The sequence below is a fragment of the Pokkaliibacter plantistimulans genome (genome assembly GCF_003194385.1).
Classification (GTDB): domain Bacteria; phylum Pseudomonadota; class Gammaproteobacteria; order Pseudomonadales; family Balneatricaceae; genus Pokkaliibacter; species Pokkaliibacter plantistimulans.
The window spans coordinates 31,694-51,804 of the sequence record NZ_LAPT01000098.1; the positions used below are offsets into that span (position 1 = coordinate 31,694).

The 20,111-nt window shown below is 60.2% G+C and carries 15 protein-coding genes; 5 read left to right on the forward strand and 10 right to left on the reverse strand.

Translation table 11 applies throughout. The annotated features are described in order from the left end of the window. Positions 1–107: 107 nt before the first annotated feature. The 6 genes from phnX to WH50_RS19210 all read right to left on the reverse strand — a co-directional run bounded on the left by phnX (position 108) and on the right by WH50_RS19210 (position 7,651). Positions 108–932 carry a phosphonoacetaldehyde hydrolase gene (phnX, locus tag WH50_RS19185; RefSeq protein ID WP_104152895.1) on the reverse strand — a complete coding sequence of 275 codons (825 nt, stop codon included), beginning with the start codon at positions 930–932 and terminating at the stop codon, positions 108–110. Between the two features lie 18 nt (positions 933–950). Then, positions 951–2,129: a 2-aminoethylphosphonate--pyruvate transaminase gene (locus WH50_RS19190; RefSeq protein ID WP_110188910.1), complete on the reverse strand. Its 1,179-nt coding sequence runs from the start codon at positions 2,127–2,129 to the stop codon at positions 951–953. Positions 2,130–2,203: 74 nt separating this feature from the next. Beyond that, positions 2,204–3,964 carry a putative 2-aminoethylphosphonate ABC transporter permease subunit gene (locus WH50_RS19195; protein ID WP_110188911.1) on the reverse strand — a complete coding sequence of 587 codons (1,761 nt, stop codon included), beginning with the start codon at positions 3,962–3,964 and terminating at the stop codon, positions 2,204–2,206. 33 nt (positions 3,965–3,997) lie between these two features. Then, complete coding sequence (locus WH50_RS19200; RefSeq protein ID WP_110188912.1) at positions 3,998–5,098, reverse strand: putative 2-aminoethylphosphonate ABC transporter ATP-binding protein; 1,101 nt, start codon at positions 5,096–5,098, stop codon at positions 3,998–4,000. Positions 5,099–5,206: 108 nt separating this feature from the next. Beyond that, on the reverse strand, positions 5,207–6,217 hold the full coding sequence (locus WH50_RS19205) for a putative 2-aminoethylphosphonate ABC transporter substrate-binding protein (RefSeq protein WP_110188913.1): 1,011 nt from the start codon (positions 6,215–6,217) through the stop codon (positions 5,207–5,209). A 183-nt stretch (positions 6,218–6,400) separates the two neighbouring features. Continuing rightward, on the reverse strand, positions 6,401–7,651 hold the full coding sequence (locus WH50_RS19210; protein WP_110188914.1) for an NAD(P)/FAD-dependent oxidoreductase: 1,251 nt from the start codon (positions 7,649–7,651) through the stop codon (positions 6,401–6,403). Positions 7,652–7,874: 223 nt separating this feature from the next. Between WH50_RS19210 and WH50_RS19215 the strand changes: the two genes are divergently transcribed. Beyond that, the gene (locus WH50_RS19215) at positions 7,875–8,900 is read left to right on the forward strand and encodes a DUF5924 family protein (RefSeq protein ID WP_110188934.1); all 1,026 of its coding nucleotides are present in this window, start codon (positions 7,875–7,877) and stop codon (positions 8,898–8,900) included. Between the two features lie 72 nt (positions 8,901–8,972). Here WH50_RS19215 and serA read toward each other — a convergent pair whose 3' ends face one another. After that, positions 8,973–10,205 (reverse strand): phosphoglycerate dehydrogenase, encoded by a 1,233-nt coding sequence (gene serA, locus WH50_RS19220; RefSeq protein ID WP_110188915.1) that lies wholly within the window; start codon positions 10,203–10,205, stop codon positions 8,973–8,975. Positions 10,206–10,618: 413 nt separating this feature from the next. On the opposite strand from serA, the gene WH50_RS19225 reads away from it, so the two are divergent. After that, complete coding sequence (locus WH50_RS19225; RefSeq protein ID WP_110188916.1) at positions 10,619–11,284, forward strand: fumarylacetoacetate hydrolase family protein; 666 nt, start codon at positions 10,619–10,621, stop codon at positions 11,282–11,284. 56 nt (positions 11,285–11,340) lie between these two features. On the opposite strand, the gene WH50_RS19230 is transcribed toward WH50_RS19225, so the two are convergent. The 3 genes from WH50_RS19230 to WH50_RS19240 form a co-directional block, all read right to left on the reverse strand. Then, complete coding sequence (locus WH50_RS19230) at positions 11,341–12,120, reverse strand: Dph6-related ATP pyrophosphatase (protein ID WP_243410179.1); 780 nt, start codon at positions 12,118–12,120, stop codon at positions 11,341–11,343. After that, entirely contained in the window at positions 12,117–13,370 is a 1,254-nt protein-coding gene (locus WH50_RS19235) for a GGDEF domain-containing protein (RefSeq protein ID WP_110188917.1), read from the reverse strand. The genes WH50_RS19230 and WH50_RS19235 overlap by 4 nt, the downstream gene beginning before the upstream one ends. Before the next feature lie 301 nt (positions 13,371–13,671). Beyond that, the gene (locus tag WH50_RS19240; protein ID WP_243410180.1) at positions 13,672–14,127 is read right to left on the reverse strand and encodes an acyl-CoA thioesterase; all 456 of its coding nucleotides are present in this window, start codon (positions 14,125–14,127) and stop codon (positions 13,672–13,674) included. A 561-nt stretch (positions 14,128–14,688) separates the two neighbouring features. Between WH50_RS19240 and WH50_RS19245 the strand changes: the two genes are divergently transcribed. The 3 genes from WH50_RS19245 (at position 14,689) to pstA (ending at position 20,111) form a co-directional block, all read left to right on the forward strand. After that, positions 14,689–15,666, forward strand: coding sequence for a PstS family phosphate ABC transporter substrate-binding protein (locus WH50_RS19245; protein ID WP_104152953.1), 978 nt, complete (start codon positions 14,689–14,691; stop codon positions 15,664–15,666). Between the two features lie 428 nt (positions 15,667–16,094). Further along, on the forward strand, positions 16,095–18,386 hold the full coding sequence (locus WH50_RS19250; RefSeq protein ID WP_110188918.1) for an ABC transporter permease subunit: 2,292 nt from the start codon (positions 16,095–16,097) through the stop codon (positions 18,384–18,386). 33 nt (positions 18,387–18,419) lie between these two features. Beyond that, on the forward strand, positions 18,420–20,111 hold the full coding sequence (pstA, locus tag WH50_RS19255; RefSeq protein ID WP_110188919.1) for a phosphate ABC transporter permease PstA: 1,692 nt from the start codon (positions 18,420–18,422) through the stop codon (positions 20,109–20,111).

Genomic DNA, 20,111 nt, shown 5'->3' on the forward strand with positions numbered 1-20,111 from the left:
AGTGCTGCAGACCGGTAAGCAGCGGCGCTGTGACGCGACGGCAGGTGAGCGTGTCCGCGCTTTGGCCGCGCTGCAGCCAAAGCCCATGACCCTGTCTTAGCAGGCTGTTAGGGCTGTTCGCCGCACAGCAGACGATGCTCGATATCAGCCAGTACCCCCGGCAGTTCGGCGACGGAGTCGATGGCGTAATGTGCCCCACAGCGCAGCATACGCTGACGGGCAGCGGCGCTGCGGCGCAGTTGCTCATCTTCCGGCAGACTGTCCCACTGCTCCTGATCAAGGCCGATTTCATTGCCGGACACCGCCACGCCGACGGTCCACATCCCTGCTGCCAGCCCTTCTTCCAGGCCGGTCAGGGTGTCATCGACTTTCACGCAGGCCTGCACGTTACCAATGGCCAGCTCCAGCATGCCTTTCAGGCTCATGTGCGGATAGGGCCTGCCGTTCGGTACTTCGGTGGCGCAGACCACCGAGGCGGGCACAAAGCCCTGCTCGGCCAGGGCCGGCAGCATGGCGTTGAGCATGCTGCGGCTGTAGCCGGAGTTGACGCCGATCTTGATGTCCTGCTGCTGGCAATATTCCTGCGCTTCCAGCAGACCGGGGATCAGCTGGCTGCGCTGACCAATGGCGGCAATCTGGATGGGCTCAAAGGCGTGGTAAAGGCGGTCGATCACTGCCTCATCGGCGGCGCCATGCTGTGCTGTCCACTCGGCGGCAATGCGCGGCATGGCCAGCAGCTGGCGGATATGTTCGCGTTTTTCCGTGCCCATGGGCGCTCGCGCTTCGCTTTCGCTGATCGGCACGCCGTGCTCCTGAAACAGTTGCTGGAAGGCACGAATCGGCGCCAGTGAACCAAAATCGACGCAGGTGCCCGCGAGATCAAGGATGACGGCTTCTACGGGGCCGACGTAACGACGGGAATACTGGTACATGGTGTGACTCCTGAAATTTTACGCCTGGGCGACGGTGGATGAGGTCAGATGAGCGGGCAGCGGGACGGGCAGGCTCAGCCCCAGTTCCTGACAGGCTTCCGCCACGGCACTGACCAGCTGCTGCATCTGTGCTGCCGCCACCTGACCGATGCAGCCGATGCGGAAACTGTCCACCGCGGTCAGCTTGCCGGGATAGATGATGAAGCCTCGCTGTTTGAGGGCAGCGTAGAAAGCCTTGAAATCAAACGGCGGCGGAGGACAGAAAAAGGTGACGATAATTGGTGACAGCCAGTCGTCTTCCAGCAGGGTGCGGAAACCCAGCTGACGCATACCGGCCAGCATCACATCACGATTCTGGCGGTAGCGCGCCAGACGCCCCGCTACGCCGCCTTCTGCGGTGTGCTCCTGCAGGGCCTGCGCCAGTGCGGCCACGGTATGGGTCGGTGGGGTGTAGCGCCACTGCCCCGTGCGTTCCATGTACTGCCACTGGTCGAACAGGTCGAGGCTGAGGGAATGGGCGTTGCCCGCACACTGCTGCAGCACCCCGGTGCGGATCAGACTGAAAGCAAAGCCGGGCACCCCTTCCAGACACTTATTAGCGGAAGAAATCAGCGCATCGAACGGCAGGCTGCGGGCGTCGACGGGCAGTGCGCCAAAGCCGCTCATGGAGTCAATGATCAGGCTGCGCCCGGCGGTTTTTACCACCTTAGCAATGGCTTCCACCGGATTGAGGATGCCGGAGCTGGTTTCACAGTGCACCACCGCCACGTGGCTGATGGCGGGGTCTGCTGCCAGCAGGCGGGCGACTTCCGCCGGTTCGGGTGGCAGATAGTCACCCATATCGAGGCTGACGTAATCACGCCCCAGATAGTCACAGATTTTTGCCATGCGCTGGCCGTAGGCGCCGTTCATCAGAATCAGCAGTTTGCCGGAACGGGGCACCAGCGTCGCCAGCGTGGCTTCCACCGCATAGGTGCCGCTGCCCTGCAGCAGCACGCAACTGAACTCCGCCTCGGCATGGGCCAGAGCCAGCAGCTGCTGGCGGATGGAGGCGGTCAGCAGGTTGAAGTCGTTATCCCACGAGCCCCAGTCGGTCAGCATGGCCTGCTTGACGCTGAGGGTGGTGGTAATCGGGCCGGGAGTCAGCAGATAGCCGGTTTGGCGCGGGCTGGGCGCGGATATGCTGTGATCGCTCATGGGGGTGCCTTTTGCTAATGATGCCTGTTTCTAGTTATAGGGTGTAACGAGGTTGTGGCTGTGGTTGTTGCAGTTCAGGCCGGGCTGCGCCAGCGCTGGCTACGTTGCAGCAGACCCTTGCTCAGCAGCCAGTGCAGTAAGCGGGCGGCCATGCAGGTCAGCATGATCAGCACTGCCATCGCAGCCGCCGGGGCAATATCGCCGGCGTCATCCATGTTCAGTACCGATACGGAGGCCAGCATGGTCTTGTAGGAGTACAGGAAGACCACCGCCGACACCGTGGTCATGGCGTTGACGAACAGATAGGCGGCGATGTCCAGCACCGCAGGCAGACACACCGGCAGGGTCACCCGCCAGAAGGTCAGGTACTGCGGCACCTTGAGCGAGGCCGACACTGCCTCGAACTCCGGGTCGATCTGCTTCAGTGCGGTGACCGCCGTCAGATGGCAGACGGTATAGAAGTGCGCGATGGTGCAGATCACCAGAATCGCCAGGGTGCCGTACAGGCCGTTGAGCGGATTGGCCGGATGATTGAAAAAGAAGATATAGGCCAGACCCAGCACCATGCCCGGTACCGCCAGCGGCAGCAACGCCATCATCTGGAACAGATGCTTGAGCCAGCCGAAACCGCGCAGCTTTTCCTGCAGATAAGCCTGAAAGAAGATAAAGCCGGTGCCGAATAGCGCGGTGTACAGCGCCATGCGCAGGGAATTCCAGTAAGCGCCCCAGCCGCCGCCGTCCATCAGATCAAACTGGTAATTGCTGAAACCCAGACTGAGGTTGTAGGGCCAGTATTTGACCAGCGAGGCGTAGATGGCCATGCCGATCACGCCGACAATGGTGATGCTCAGCAGCAGCATGCCGAGCAACAGCGTGCGGTCGGTCCAGCGCCGGGGCTGTGGCTGCAGGGGTACGGAACGGGCGGTGATCAGCGCTGCCTGCTTGCGTTGCAGCCAGCGGTCGACGACAAAGGCCAGCACCGCCGGGAACAGCAGGATGACGCTGACCGCCGCGCCCATTTCAAAATTCTGCTGGCCAATCACCTGTTTGTAGATGTCGGTAGCCAGCATGTCGTACTGGCCGCCAATCACCTTGGGCACGCCAAAATCGGTGATCACCAGTGTGAAGACCACAAAGGCGGTGCTGATAATGCCGTATTTGGCGCTGGGCAGGGTGACGGTAAAGAAGATGCGCCAGGGCGAGCTGCCCAGCACCCGCGCTGACTCATACAGACGGGCGTCGGTATGGCTGAGGGCGGTCAGCATGATCATCATGGCATGCGGCAACACCCAGAAGCAGGAGGCGATAACGATCCCGATGGGGCCGTAGATGCTGTCCCCCAGCAACCAGCTTTTCAGCACCCCCTGATTACCGAACAGGTACACCAGACTGATGGCAGGCAGCAGCGACGGTGCCAGGATCGGCAGCGCCAGAATGACGCGGAAGCTTCTTTTCAGCGGCATGCAGCTGCGGCTCAGGGCATAGGCCGCCATAAAGGCCAGACTGGTGACGATCAGGGTGCACACCAGCGCCATGGTCAGTGAGTGGCTGAGCGAGTTGTACAGGCTGGGGCTGTTGGCATAGCGGGCGAAGTTGGTCAGCCCGACAAAGGCACCGTCCTTGTTCTGCACGCTCTTCGACAGCAGGCTGTACAGCGGCATCACCAGCGCGATCAGCAGCGCCAGTGCGCCGATCAGCATGGCACCGCGCAGGATGATTTCATCACGGCTGAGGTGCTGGCGCAGTGGCCGCTGTCGGGCCGCCGCGGCGGGTCTGGCCGTCGTTGGTTTGGCCGTCGTTGGTTTGGGCTGACGCAGGGTCAGGCTATCGTTCATGGTCGGTTCCTCCATGGCGCGCTAAAGCTCGGCTCAATGGCTGAACAGATGCAGGCGTTCGGCAGGCAGGGTGACATCCAGCTGCTGGCCGGGGCGGATATTCAGATCACGCAGCTCGTTCATGGAAATATCGGCCAGCAGTGGCGCATCGAGGCCATCGACTTGCAGGCGTGAGCGCATGAAGGAGCCGAGGAATTCCATCTGGGTAACCGTACCGCGCACGCGGTTGGCTTCGTCCTGATGGCCCCGCAGGCGTACATCCTCCGGCCGGATGCCGAAGCGCACCTGCGCATGGGGGCTGAAGTCGCGGCATTTGTGGCAATGCAGGGTGCGGCCACCGATCTTTAGGGTGTGCTGGTCCAGCACCTCGCCGCTGACGAAGTTCATCTGGCCGACGAAGTCAGCCACAAAGGCACTGGCCGGCTGGCTGTAGATCTCCTGCGGTGTCCCCACCTGCTCTATCACCCCGGCATTCATCACTACGATGCGATCCGCCATGGTCAGGGCTTCTTCCTGATCATGGGTCACCATGATGGTGGTCACGCCAAGTTTGGCCTGCAGTGACTTGATCTCGTTGCGCAGATGGGCACGCACCCGTGCATCCAGCGCCGACAGCGGCTCATCCAGCAACAGCAGGCCCGGTGAGGTGGCCAGCGCGCGAGCCAGGGCAATACGCTGCTGCTGGCCGCCGGATAACTGTGCCGGGTATTTGTGTTCGCTGCCGGACAGGCCGATGGTGGCCAGCAGCTCTGCCACCCGTTGCTGACGCTGCTGGGCGGTAGCGCCGCGGTTGTGCAGACCATAGGCAATGTTGTCGGCGACGCTGAGATTGGGGAACAGCGCGTAGGACTGAAAGACGATACCGAAGTCGCGTTCGCTGACCGGCAACAGGGAAATATCACGACCGGCCTGATGCAGCTCGCCGCTGCTCTGGCAGTCGAGGCCGGCAATGATGCGCAGCAGCGTGGTCTTGCCACAGCCGGACGGGCCCAGGAAGCAGATAAACTCGCCCTCGCTGATGCTGAGGGAAATATCCTTCAGCGCCTGAAACTGGCCGAAAAACTGATCGATATGCCTGAGTGTCAGGTAGGGAGCGGAGCCGGGGTGTGCGTCCGTGGGCAGCGTGGGGGTCATGGAAAGCCTCGTGGTCATAGGGGCCGATGGTGCAGCCGGTTCAGATCAGAAAGTCACAGCACTCCGGCCAGTCATGCGGGCGGAGTGCTGTGTACCACAGCGGAAGCGTTACTTCGCTTCGGACTTGCCGTCGTAACGTTTGCTCCATTCGGTGAGGATGACGTCACGGTTTTTCGCCGCCCAGCCGAAGTCGTTGTTGATCATCAGCTGCTCAGCATTGCTGGGGAAATACTGCACAGGCTGCGCCACGCCGGGCATGGCCACCACCGCATAGCCTTCGTTGTAGAGTTCGTTGGCCTTCTTGCTGACGGTCCAGTCCACCAGCGTCTTAGCGGCATCCATATGCTTGCTGCCCTTGACGATGGCGGTTGCTTCCATATCCCAGCCCAGACCTTCCTTGGGGAAGACCAGTTCAAGCGGTGCACCCTTAGCTTTTTCCTTGGCACCGCGGAAAGCGAAGGAAATACCGATGGGGGCTTCACCGGAGGCGGCCATCTTGCAGGGCTTGGAGCCGGAATGGGTGTAGGTGGAGATGTTCTGGTGCAGGCCATCCATGAAGGCCCAGCCCTTGTCTTCGCCGAACAGCTGCAGCCAGCTGGAGACGTCAAGGAAGCCGGTGCCGGAAGACGCCGGGTTAGGCATCACCACGTGGCCTTTGTAGACCGGATTGGTCAGGTCTGCCCAGGAGGTGGGCATCGGCAGGTTGTACTTCTTGGCTTCTTCGGTATTGACGCAGATGGCGGCCATCCAGGCATCCATCCCGGTCCAGCTGGGTTCGGCACTGTTGTCACGGAATTTTTCTGACAGCTTGTCGTAGCCCGCGGGCTTGTAGGGCTGCAACAGGCCATCGTTGGCCAGCAGCATCAGGCTGGTAGCGGCCAGACCCCATACCACGTCGGCCTGAGGATTGTCTTTCTCGGCCAGCAGTTTGGCGGTGATGACCCCGGTGGAATCGCGCACCCAGTTGATCTTGATGTCGGGATGCTCTTCGTTGAAGCGGGCAGCGTACTTTTTCAGGTCTTCCGCTTCGATAGCGGTATATACCGTCAGCTCGCTACTGGCGTAGGCAGCATTGGCGAGTAACAGGCTGGTGGACAACATCAACAGGGTCTTGCGCATGGAAAGGTCTCCTCGTTGTTGGTTTGGTATATACCAGTAAACTTACATGTGAAAGATGACAGTCCTATTAAGTCGAGTTTGCAGTCTGGTTAATTCATCAGCAGCGTGGCGCATGCTGCTTTCCTCCCTGACGGTGCGACGGGCTCGCCGCACTCCTGCTGTGAAGTTGGGTGGCGCAGGATGTCAGCCGGTTCGTTTATTGGCGCGCGCCAGCGCACAGCGGCGCTGAAATTCATCACTCATCGGATCCACCCGGCCAAAGCGGTTGGGGCTGAACGCCTGACGGTCCAGCCAGCGCGACGAGCCGATAATGTCTGTACTGAGCAGCCGGGCGATACCGCCTGACAGGCTGACGCCGGCCCCGGAGCAGCCGGTGGCAGCAATAAAGCCTTCCACCTCGCCCACCTGCCCGAGCAGGGGCAAACCATCCGGGGTATAGCTGGAAATATTGCTGACGTGGTGGGCGATGGGCAGGTGCTGCAGTGCCGGGAAAAACGCCTGCAAGGCGCTGAAGCCCGCGGCCAGCGCATCCCAGCCCTGGTCATCTTCGCCAAAACTGAAACCACTGATGTCTGCCGGCAGCTGTGCTGGGCTTGCATACACCGGGTGCTGATCACGCAGACCAAACAGCAGACCCCCGACCTCTGGACGCGCATACGCCAGCGCATCGGGCAGAATCACCATCGGTGACTGGCTGGGAAATAACGGGCTGCTGGCGGTGATCCAGTAGTGGCTGCGTACCGGCGCCATGGCCAGAAACAGATCCTGTTCATAGGCCAGTGCAGTGCTCCAGGGGCCTGCGGCATCAATGACCCAGCGGGCAGACAACTGCTCGCCCTGCTCCAGCTCCACACCGGTAATGCGCTGGCCGTCACGCAGCAGGTGTCGCACGGCGCTATGCTGGCGGATGGTCACACCCTGACGGCGGGCGCCCTGAGCGTACGCCATGCACAGCTGGTAGGGGTCGATAAAGCCATCGTTGGGCAGCAGCGCGGCGGCACAGTCGCCGGGCACCTGCAGCCATGGACAGCGTTGGCTGACCTGCTCTGCCTGCAACCACTGCACCGGATCCTGCTGCAGCTGGGCCAGCTCAGCGGTGCGGCTGACCTGAGCACGGGCGCTGTCACTGCAGCCGATATGCAGGCTGCCGACCTGATTGAAGGGGATGTCGATCCCTTCATCATTGAGCTGGGCGATGGCGGCAAAGGTCTCACTGACCAGTGCCCTGACCTGGGGCGTAGGGCGGGCTTTGGTGAGCAATCCTGCAGCATAGCGGGTGGTGCCACTGCCGAGGGTCTGGCGCTCCAGCAGGGTGATCTGCAGCGCCGGGTCACGGCTCAGGTAATAGCCCAGAGCACAGCCCAGCACCCCGCCACCGATGATCAGCACATCAGTGTGGGCAGAAGAGGAATGGGTCGATGCCGCCTCGGTCATGGTGTCTACCTGTTAGGTTTTGGTATAGACCAGATCCTAGGCTTGCAATATGAATGCCGTATGACAGCGCCGCTCGGCGACGGTCAGGGCGGCGGTGCGGGTCAAGCCGTGCCAGCAGGACGACGAATTTCGATACAGAGACGGACCATCTGCGCAGGGGAGCTGGGGTATACTGGGCGGTCTTGGCGCTACCCCTGTTGAACTCCAGCTGTCGGTCCTGAACATGCTCGCGACCAGTAAACACCATCTGCAATCCCTGTTAACCCGCGTGCTGGGCCTGATCCAGCGCTATCCCCGGGTACTTGCCCTGTTTGGCTTCTGTTCCGGTCTGGCCAGTTTCTTTCTGGTCGATCGTCAGCACCGTGCCGGGCAGGTGATCGCCATCATCATGCTGGTCAGCTGGCTGTGGCTGGTGCTGGAAAACCTGCTGACTGACAAGATCGCCCGGCGTTTCGGCCTCTACTTGCCGCCGGCACTGCTGCGTTATGTCACCCAGCTGATCCATCAGGAAAGCCTGTTTTTCACCCTGCCATTCTTTGCTGTCACCACTGCCTGGAGTTCAGGACAGGCGGTCTTTACCGGCCTGCTTGGCGTGGCGGCGCTGATCTCGATTACCGACCCGCTCTATTACAAATGGCTGTCGAACCGCCGCTGGCTGTTCCTCGCCTATCACAACCTCAGCCTGTTTGCGGTGCTGCTGACGGTACTGCCGCTGATCCTGCATCTGAGCACCACCCAGAGTTACCAGCTGGCACTGGCGACCACGGTGGTGCTGTCCCTGCCCAGCCGTCTGGTCTCGCTGTCGCAGCAGACCCCCTGGCGCTGGGTGGTAGCGGTGGTGCTGACCGGCGCCATCGCGTTTGCCGGCTGGCTGGGCCGGGCCTGGGTGCCGCCGGCGACACTGTGGCTGCAGGAGATGGCCATCACCAGCCAGTTCGACAGTCGTTCCCGGGCGCCGGGCGACAGCCTCAGCAGCCTGACCGAGCAGCAGCTGCGTGATCAGGGCTTGTACGCCTACACCGCCATCAACGCCCCACGCGGGCTGGATGAACGCATCTATCATCAGTGGATCTACAACGGCAAGGAGCTGGATCGCATCCCGCTGGATATTCATGGCGGGCGTGAACAGGGTTACCGGGCCTGGAGCCGCAAGCAGAACTTCCCCAGGGAGGTGGTCGGTGAGTGGCAGGTCAAGGTGCTGACTGAGGATGGGCAGGTTATTGGTACTCTGCGCTTTGAGGTGCAGTGATCTGACCGTCTGACGGATAAAACAAAACCGGCCACAGGGAGCCGGTTTTGTTTACTGCGGTAGATCAGCGGATCAGAACAGCACGCGAGTCTTGATGGTGCCCTGGATCTGCTGCAGCTTTTGCAGCGCCAGTTCTGAGTACTCGGCGTCCACATCGATCACCACGTAGCCCACGTTCTCGTTGGTCTGCAGGAACTGCGAGGCGATGTTGATGTTGTTTTCGGAGAAAACGCTGTTGATCTGCGACATGATGCCGGGCACGTTCTTGTGAATGTGCAGCAGGCGATGCTTTCCGGGGTGTGAAGGCAGCGCCACTTCAGGGAAGTTGACGGACATGGTGGAGGTACCGTTGTCGCTGTAACGCACCAGCTTCTCGGACACTTCCACACCGATCATTTCCTGCGCTTCCATGGTGGAGCCACCGATGTGCGGGGTCAGGATGACATTGTCCAGACCGCGCAGCGGTGACAGGAACTCATCCTTGTTGGAGCGTGGCTCAACCGGGAACACGTCGATGGCCGCACCCAGCAGTTTCTTGCTGGTGATGTTCTCGGCCAGCGCCTCGATATCCACCACGGTGCCACGGGAAGCGTTGATCAGGATCGAACCTTCTTTCATCCAGCCCAGTTCGCGTGCGCCGAACATGTTCTTGGTGGAAGCGGTTTCCGGTACGTGCAGGCTGACGACGTCGACCTTGCTGAGCAGTTCTTCCAGGCTGGCGATCTGCTGGGCGTTACCCAGAGGCAGCTTGGTAACCACGTCGTAGTAATAGACTTTCATCCCCATGGACTCGGCCATGACCGACAGCTGGGTACCGATAGAGCCATAGCCGATGATGCCGAGTTTCTTGCCACGGATTTCGTAGCTGTTGTCGGCTGACTTCATCCAGCCACCGCGGTGGCAGACGATGTTCTTCTCGGGGATACCGCGCATCAGCATGATGATTTCAGCAATCACCAGCTCCGCCACCGAACGGGTGTTGGAGTAAGGTGCGTTGAATACAGCAATACCGCGGGTCAGGGCAGCATTCAGATCAACCTGGTTGGTACCGATGCAGAAGCAGCCGATGGCCACCAGTTTCTGCGCTTCAGCCAGCACGGATTCGGTCAGTTGAGTACGGGAGCGGATGCCGATGAAGTGGGCGTCGCGGATCGATTCGATCAGCTGCTCTTCTGGCAGGGAGCCTTTATGGTATTCGATGTTGGAGTAACCCTGGCTCTGGAACATGTCCAGCGCTGACTGGTGTACGCCTTCCAACAGAAGGATCTTGATTTTGCTTTTATCAAGAGAAACGGTCTTGCTCATGGTGCTCACGTAATCCTCGCTATACGTTAGCCGGGCTGGTGGCGACATAACCGCAGGCGCTGTGTCTCCCTTTCTGACATTCGAGGCAACAATGAGGATTATTGCCGAACCGGGGGAGCTTCCCAGGGTGCCGCGCTATGCGTGCCGAGTGGGGCGGCTATAATAGCACAGCCGTAGCCAAGGGATGTTGGCAAAAAGGCAAATACCATGAAGCTTAGGGTGAATTTTTTAACTAAGGCGTTTACTTTTATTCATGGTCAGGGCGCGCGCACTTGCATTAAGCGAACCGCAGCCATACCGGAAGGCAGCAGTGACGATGCAGGACCCGCCTTGCTAACACGTAAGCCGCATATCAGACCAGAATAGCAATACCAATAAGCACAGCTGAAAACTCAACCGTACGAGGACAGGTTATGGCGTATGCACACCGTTATGTTGATGGCGAAACTCTGATTCATCCTCTGGGCAAGGTGGTCTGTATTGGCCGTAACTATGCCGAGCACGTCCGTGAACTGAACAATGCTATGCCGACCGAGCCACTACTGTTTATCAAGCCTGCAACGGCCGTGGTAGCGATGGAGGAGCCGTTTGCCCTGCCCTCGCACCTGAGCAGTGACATCCATTACGAAACCGAACTGGCGATACTGATCGGGGCGACCCTGAAACAGGCTGATGAAGCCGAAGCCAAGGCTGCTATTGCAGGCTTCGGTCTGGCACTGGATCTGACCCTGCGTGATGTGCAGAGCAAACTGAAAGACAAGGGCCAGCCCTGGGAAAAGGCCAAGGCGTTTGATGGTTCCTGCCCGCTGTCACGCTTTGTTCGCGCCGATGCCGTCAGCGATATCCAGAATCTGGGGCTGAAGCTGACCATCAACAACGAAGTGCGTCAGGACGGCACTACCGCGGACATGATCAACCCGGTACTGCCCCTGCTGGCGTACATCAGCCGGTACTTCACCCTGCAACCCGGTGATGTGGTCCTGACCGGCACACCGGAAGGCGTGGGCCAGCTGCACAGCGGTGATCAGCTGGTAGTGGCGCTGGATTCGCTGCTGCAGGTCGCAACGCGCGTGCGCTGACAGACTGAACAGTAACCCGCTACATTCTGAGAAACCGGCTACCCGCCGGTTTCTTGCTATTCGGGCGTTGCCAGGGTGTAGGCTGTCCCTGAGTGGCTGGCGTTCGCGCTAGCGGGCAGCAGATCGGCAAAGACAAAACCTTCCCGCTCCACCACCTCGCCGCCGGTGACAGCAATGGGCTGGCGAAACATCGGCCCGGCACTGACAAAGGTGTGGAATTCGCCGTTCTCGCCACAGGGGTCGACACCCTCCGGGCACTCGGCCAGCAACTGCTGATCAAAACGTCGCCCTGCCCAGCTGGCTGGCACCCTGCGCGGATCGATACAGGTCAGATGGGCAACCAGTCCGGCAGCCAGCATGTCGGCAGCGAGCTGACCGGTGGGAATGTCCCACAGTGGAAAGATCGGTGTCAGGCCCGTCCCCGCCAGTCGCTGTTCGCGGTAAGCGCGAATATCCCGCAGATAAAGATCGCCAAAGGCAAACAGTTCGGTGCCAAGTGTTCTGGCCTGTTCGATAAAGGCGCCCATGCGCTGCTCGTACTCCTCGTTGGAGCAGGGATACGGCAGTTCAATTTCATACAGCGGCAGCCCGGCTGCCTCGGCCTGCAGGCGCACCAGCTGGCGTCGCACGGCATGCATGGCGACACGGTCAAAGGTCTGGTTGAAAGTAGTGAGTAAGCCGATGACCTCATAGGCCGGATTCTGCTGCAGCTGATACAGCGTCCAGGCGCTGTCCTTGCCGCTGCTCCAGGACAGCAGCACCTTGCGCGGTGCGGCTGACGGGGCGGTATGGGCTGAGGGTGAAGGGATACTGCTGGACGGGGTATGGGGGTTCAAGCCGGGTCTCCGGTGGATTCCGAGGTCAGATGCAGCTTCTGTTTATACATGCGATGTTCGGCCAGACTCAACAGGTGATCGGGCAGCTGACCATCCAGCGGGGCGATGGCGGTGCCGGCGCTGATACGAATGGTGAGCGCCAGTTCCTTGTTGTCTTCCGCCGCCAGCACATAGGGGCGGTGCAGGTTTTCCATCAGATAGCGCTGCCAGTGCTTGAGCTCGGCGGTGTTGTGGCAGGAGCGGATCACCACAAACTCATCACCGCCCATGCGCGCCAGATAGGCTGGCTGGGGATTGAGCGAGCGCAGACGCTCGGCTACATGCTGGAGCAGCAGGTCGCCGGTGTGGTAACCGTAGCGGTCATTGATGGGCTTGAATTCATCCAGTGCCAGCAGAATCACCGCCAGCTGCGCCGAGCCGCTGGAGCGGCGGCTCAGTGAGGCGGTGGTGCCAGTGGCCGGTTGCAGCTGGCGTTGGCCGGACCAGCGCTGGATGTCACTTTGCAGGCGGATCTTCTGCAGCTGCCCGGACAGATGTGTCATGCAATGGTAGCGGTTGGGCAGCCCGGTCAGGGCATCGTGGTAGGCCGCGTGCTGCACCTGATTGTGCAGCTGGCGCAGATCAGGCTGGGCGCCGCTGTCCTTCTCGCGTCGCTGGATGCGCTGGCCGACATAACGCAGGCGCCCCTGCCAGTCGAGCAGCCATCCCATCAGCAGGCAGAGTGCCAGCGCCAGTGTCAGGGTCAGTATTTCCCACGGCAAGGTGGCGGAAGGGTGCAGTGTGAGGGTCAGTACGGCCAGCGAGAAGGCGCAGAGCAAGCCCTGCCACAGATTGCGCCAGTGGCTGGCCATCAGGGCCAGCAGTAACAGATGAGTAGTCAGCAGGGCCAGACGCATGGGCGCAGGCAGCAGGGTGAAAGCATTGTCCTGACTGGTCCACAGCACCGCCAGCGGGAACAGCAGGCAATAACTGAAGTAGAACGACCTCCCCCAGGGACCGGCTTCCGGTGGCTGCATCAGAATCAGGAAGTAGCTTGGCCAGAGCACACAGAGGATGCCGGGAGGAAACAGGATCAGCCAGTCATCAGGGTGACGGTACAGCAGGCTGAAATACACCACCAGCGAGCCCAGCGCCAGTAACAGCGCACCGAGCTGGCGCACGGGCGTATAGAGTTCTTCCTGCTGTGAGCGGAAGTGGGCAATCTCTTCACTGCGAAGCCTGGCCTGTTCGGCCTGGAATAAAACACCCATGTGGCACCTGTCTGTTCGCCGACGGCGGCGCTATCAATACGGTGGTGATATCACATCTACTGAGGTTGTTGACTGCAAAAGCAAGACCAGACTGCGCGCCAGCACAAGCCCATGTGGGGAGTCAAAACTGCGGGCAGTCAAACCTCACGGTAGTCAAAAGCATAGTATGAAAATGCGTTGCTGTGGCAGACGGATAACGATAACCGCGCCAGTAATGGCGACGATCAGAACAACAGGCAGGAAGAGGAAGGCATCGCAGCCCCATGCGGCGTGGCCGGCATGGAGCTGTGTAACCGGCGGATCAGCGGCCGAGGCGCTGGTAGGCCGTAGGCAGCGGGCGAATATGCCCTTCGTCATTGATCGCCACCAGCACTAACAGGCCTTCGGTGATCTTGCGGAATTCTGTGCCATCCGGGCACTGCGCCCAGACTTCTACGGCAATCTTCATCGATGATTTGCCGGTTTCCACCGTACGGGTATAGAAACTCAGCAGCGTGCCCACCAGTACCGGGGAGAGAAACTCCACCTGAGAAATGGACACGGTGGCAATACGGCCATGGGCCAGTCTGCCCGCATGGACGGCGGCGGCGGTATCCATATGCTTGACCAGCCAGCCACCGAAAATATCGCCGTAGCTGTTGGTATCACTGATGGACGCCGGGAATTGCAGGCTCAACTCACCCTGAGGCAGCGGATTGCTTTCTTCACTGTCGAGCAGCTCGACGGCGTCGTTTTCTGGGACGTTCAAAGGTTCCATGACATTCACTTTCAGCTAATTGAGCCCGAAGGCCAGCTCGCCTTGTTCCAGCTTGCTTATTATAGGGGACTCGTGCTGTCACCGGCCCTGCTGTGTGGTGACGAGGTGACCGACCCCGGTGGGTGCCGGATTCAGTCACACCGGCCACCGGCTAGTATAGCGGCATCGTCGCAGAAGGCGCAGCACTTCTGCTGCAGTGTGTATCCTGAGGGGGGAATGGGAGGTAGTCCCGGTGATTGTCACGCGGTTGTCATATTTACGTCATAGAGTGTCGGGGCTACATTGGGGGCTGTCTCTGTGGGGGCGGCGTTCAGGGAGAGGCGGGACCGCAGCTCGCCTCTCCCACTTAGTAACCTGCTCACGATCTTGCGAGCTGGGGCCAGACAAGGCGAAAAGCACTGAGGAAGCGGAGTTTAGTAGTTCTAAATGAGCATTCCGAAGGGCTGTTCAACGCCGTGTGGTCGGCGCGCAGCAGATCGTGAACTCACCGACTGCCATCAGGGTGAGTGGTGTACCAACCATAGCCTGCAATACGCGTTCAGCGGGGAAGCAAAGCATCTGATGCGATTCAAAGTAAGTGTGGCGACTATCGTGCTGACGCTGGCCACCGCTGCTGGCACCAGTCTGGCACAGGCCAGCAATGTCGATACTGACCTGCCTGATTATCAGAAAGCCGCCGGTGTGTCCGGTAACCTGTCGTCGGTCGGCTCCGATACCCTGGCTAACCTGATGACGCTGTGGGCCGAGGCCTTCAAGCGTAATTATCCTAATGTCAATGTCCAGATTCAGGCTGCTGGTTCCTCCACTGCCCCACCTGCGCTGACCGAAGGCACCGCCAATGTCGGGCCGATGAGTCGCACCATGAAGGACAACGAGATCGAAGCCTTCGAGAGCAAATACGGCTATAAGCCGACCGCCGTGCCAGTGGCTATCGATGCGCTGGCGGTGTTTGTACAGAAGGACAATCCGGTCGAAAACCTCACTCTGCAGCAGCTGGACGGTATTTTCTCCTCTACCCGCAAGTGTGGCGGTGATGACATCAGTCGCTGGAGCCAGGTTGGCGTAAGTGGCAGTCTGGCTGAGCAAAGTATTCAGCTGTACGGCCGCAACTCGGTGTCCGGTACCTACGGCTATTTCAAGGAACATGCCCTGTGCAAGGGTGACTACAAGAGCAACGTCAATGAACAGCCGGGCTCGGCGTCGGTGGTGCAGTCGGTTTCCACCTCACTGAATGCCATCGGTTATTCCGGCATCGGCTACAAGACCGCCTCGGTCAAGACCGTCAATCTCGCCAAAAAAGAGGGCGGTCCCTATGTGGCAGCGACAGCGGACAATGCCATCAACGGTAGCTATCCACTGGCTCGTTTCCTCTATATCTATGTCAACAAGGCCCCTAACCAGCCGTTACCGCCGCTGGAGCGTGAGCTGATCAGGCTGATCATGTCCAGACAGGGTCAGGAAGTGGTGGTGCGTGATGGTTATGTGCCGCTGCCCAGGCAGGTGGTGGAGAAAGCGCTGGGGAGTGTCGGATTACAGTGAAGGATGCCGAGGGTGCTGAGCATTGTGAACGCGTTCTGATGCAGGCAGCGGCTGTCTATTTTCACAGGGAGTAACAGCTAAAGCCTGGCAGATTCGAAGAAGGGGCGAATCTGTCAGGCTTTTCTCTTTACCTCACCGCACAGGTGTGGGATGTCTGGCTGAAGGAGAAGCCGCGACATGATCAGCAGGGAAGAAAGACACCGGTCATTCAGCGTGAGGGGAAGCGATTCCTGCCTCAGGCTGACGCATATGCGTCGAATGTCATGGTATTGTCATAATGCCGCAATAAACTGGTGTTCCGCTTTATCTGCGCACGCCGTATCCTTGCGCCTTTTTGCCCAACTGGCTGATAAGACGGTGATTTGCCAAATTCGACAGAGCCTCACAAGCCATAGCCCCATACCAGCCGTGCTGGCCAGAGTGGTTTCATGAACGCACGTGTACCCGTGGATGCCCCTGAACTGGATTTCGATACCCCTGCCCTGCGGCGGCATCGCAGAATCCGTGCGCTCAAGGATCGGCTGGCGAGTGGCATGATTGGTATCGGTGGCATCAGTGTCATTGTGGCCGTGCTGTTGATCTGTGTTTATCTGATTTATGAAGTGCTGCCGCTGTTCGAGCGCGCCAGCATCCGCCCCTGGCAGACGGGTCAGCAGCTCAGCAGCGCCTATGTGCTGGCCGATGTCAAAGGTTCACCGCTCTACATCACCACCGAAGAACAGGCCGAAATCGGCATGGAAGTCACCGATACCGGTGAGGTGGTGTTCTTCAATGCCGCCAGTGGCAAGATCGTCCAGCGCCATGCCCTGCCCCTGCCTGCCAATACCCACATCACCAGCTTTGCTCAGCCTGCTGCCCGCGGGGATACCTTTGCCGTGGGACTGTCCGATGGCTCGGCACTGGTGCTGCGTGATGACTATCAGGTCACCTACCCCAATGATCAGCGCCTGATCACCCCCCTGCTCAGCTTTCCCTTTGGTGACACGCCGCTGCAGGTACAGAGCGATGGTCAGCCGCTCAACTATCTGGCCCTGCGTGACAGTGATGATGCACTGATGCTGGTCGGTGGCCATGACGCCAATCTGGCGGCGGTGCGCTTCGACAAACAGACTAATCTGCTGACCAATGAAGTCAGCCTGACACCGACCCGCTTCAGCCTGCCGCAGAGCAATCACCGGGTGCAGCAGGTGCTGATCCTGCCCGGCATGCAGTGGATCGTGGCGGGTGAAGAGAACGGCGGTCTGTCGGTGTTCGATCTGCGCAAGGCCGACAAACCCATCCTCAGCGAACAGCTAAGCGCCAGTAAGGGTGACATCACCATCATGACCCTGCTGCTGGGTGGCCAGTCGGTGCTGGTGGGCGATGATCAGGGCACCGTATCGCAGTGGTTTCTGGTGCGTGGCGAGAAGAAAGAATGGCATCTGCAGCGTATCCGTGCCTTCAGCCGTCAGGGTTACAAGGTTGACTGGATTGCGCCGGAGCAGGGCCGCAAAGGGTTTGCCGTGGCATACGACGACGGCATGGTCAGCCTCTACAACGCCACTGCCGAGACCAACAGTGTCAATCGCCGCCTGTTTGAGCAGAGCGAACCGCTGCTGCTGGGCTATGCGCCACGCGGCAACGCCCTGCTGACGGTGAACAGCCAGCATCAGTTGCAGCTGTGGGCTGTGGACAATGAGCACCCGGAAGTCTCCTGGCGCAGTCTGTGGGGCAAGGTCTGGTATGAAGGCTACGATCACCCCGACTACATCTGGCAGTCTTCCTCTGCCGCCAATGATTTCGAACCCAAGTTCAGCCTGACACCGCTGGCGTTCGGCACCCTCAAGGCGGCGCTGTATGCCATGCTGCTGGCCACACCGCTGGCCATCTGCGGCGCCATCTACACCGCCTACTTCATGGCTGGTGGATTGCGGCGCAAGGTCAAGCCACTGATCGAGCTGATGGAAGCCCTGCCGACGGTTATTCTCGGTTTCTTTGCCGGGCTGTTTCTGGCGCCCTTTGTGGAAGGCCACCTGCCCTTTATTGCCATGGCCCTTGTCCTGATTCCTGTCGGTGTGCTGCTGTTTGCCTTTGCCTGGGCGCAGTTGCCCGGCGCGATCCGTCACCGCCTGCCGGAAGGCTTTGATGCCCTGCTGCTGGTGCCGCTGATCCTGCTGCTGGGCTGGCTGTGCCTGAGCTTGTCAGAGCCGGTGGAACTGGCCCTGTTCGGGGGCGATGCCCGTGCCTTCCTCACCAATCAGCTGGGGATCGACTTTGATCAGCGCAATGCGCTGGTGGTGGGTCTGGCGATGGGTTTTGCGGTGATTCCGACGATCTTTTCCATTACCGAAGATGCCATCTTCGGTGTGCCGCGCTCGCTGACCTACGGCTCGCTGGCACTGGGCGCCACGCCCTGGCAGACCCTGGTGCGGGTGGTACTGCCGACTGCTTCGCCGGGGATTTTCTCGGCGCTGATGATCGGTCTGGGCCGGGCGGTCGGTGAAACCATGATCGTGCTGATGGCCACCGGTAACACGCCGATCATGGATGCCAATATTTTCGAGGGCATGCGAACACTGGCCGCCAACATCGCGGTAGAAATGCCGGAGTCGGAGGTGGGCAGCTCTCATTTCCGTATCCTGTTCCTGGCGGCGCTGGTGTTGTTTGCCTTTACTTTTGTGATGAATACCGGTGCAGAGCTGATCCGTCAGCGCCTGCGCAAGAAATACGGTTCCCTGTAACCCTGCGAGCAGCGGAAGGAAGCAAAGCGGTCGATGCGTATCTCCTGGAAACAATGGTCTCAATCCGGCGCCCCCTGGGTGTGGATCAATGCCGGTGCAGTGGCCATCAGCCTGATCATGGTGCTGGGCCTGCTGGGGGTGATCGCAGTACGTGGTCTTGGCCATTTCTGGCCCGCGGCGGTGATGCAGGCGGATTACCTCAATGAGGCCGGGCAGCTGGAAAGCCTGATCGGTGAGCCGGTCAGCACCGAGCTGGTGCCCGCTGCACGCCTGCGTGATGCCGGTGTGCCGCTCAATACCGACAAGAGTGAAGTTTCCCGGACCCTGCTGAAGACTGGCAACCGCGACCTGTTCGGTGGCGATTTCCGCTGGGTGATCAGTGATCATCTGCAGCAGGTGCGCTATCCCTCGCTGCTGATGACGCTGGAGCGTCGTGAATGGGGCAATTTCTATGGTGTGCCGCGGCAGCTGCTGGAGGGCGACAAGCCTGTGGCCAGTTTCACCGGCACTGACAGCAACCCGCAGAATGAGCAGAGCTGGCAGCTGTTGCAGCAGCATATCGAGCGGTCGCTGGCCATTCATCATGAGATTGTGCAGATCGAAAAGGTCGAGATCGGTGCCATCAATGCCCAGATCGAGCGCCTGCGTCTGCAGCAGCGCAGCCTGCAACTGCAGGGTGAAGCCTCACCGGCGGCACTGGCTGAGATAGATGTGGAGCGCGATCAGGCCCAGCGCGCCTATCAGCAGCTGCAGGACAAGCTGACCCGACTTTATCAGCAGGCCAATCGCGATACCCTGGTGGTGGAAGCCGCCAACGGTAAACAGCTGAACATCGCACTGGACAAGATCGTCCGCGCCTATCGCCCCAATGCCATGCATCTGGGGCAGAAAATCAGTTTCTATGCCAGCAAGCTGTGGGAATTCCTCAGTGCCGAGCCGCGTGAGGCCAATACCGAAGGCGGCATCTACCCGGCCATCTTCGGCACGGTGATGATGGTGATTCTGATGACCCTGTTCGTCACCCCCTGCGGTGTGATTGCCGCGGTGTACATGCGGGAATATGCCCGTCAGGGGCTGCTGACCCGTATTCTGCGTATTGCCGTCAATAACCTCGCCGGGGTGCCTTCCATCGTTTACGGCGTGTTTGGTCTGGGCTTTTTCGTCTATTTCCTGGGGGGCAGCATCGATCAGCTGTTCTTCCGTGCTGCGCTGCCTTCCCCCACCTTTGGTACCCCCGGTTTGCTGTGGGCCTCACTGACGCTGGCACTGTTGACGCTGCCGGTGGTGATTGTCGCGACGGAAGAAGGCCTGAGCCGGATTCCGCGCTCGGTGCGCGAAGGCAGTCTGGCACTGGGCGCGACCAAGTGGGAAACCCTGTGGCGGGTGGTGCTGCCCATGGCCAGCCCGGCAATGATGACCGGGGTGATTCTGGCCGTAGCCCGTGCGGCGGGCGAAGTGGCACCGCTGATGCTGGTCGGGGTGGTCAAACTGGCGCCGAGCCTGCCGGTGGACGGCAATTTTCCCTATGTCCATCTGGATCAGAAATTTATGCATCTGGGTTTCCATATCTACGACGTGGGCTTCCAGAGCCCCAATGTCGAAGCTGCCCGTCCGCTGGTGTATGCCACGGCGCTGCTGCTGGTGATCGTAATCGCCCTGCTCAACTTTGCTGCCGTGTCGATCCGCAATCATCTGCGGGAAAAATACCGGGCGCTGGAAATCTGA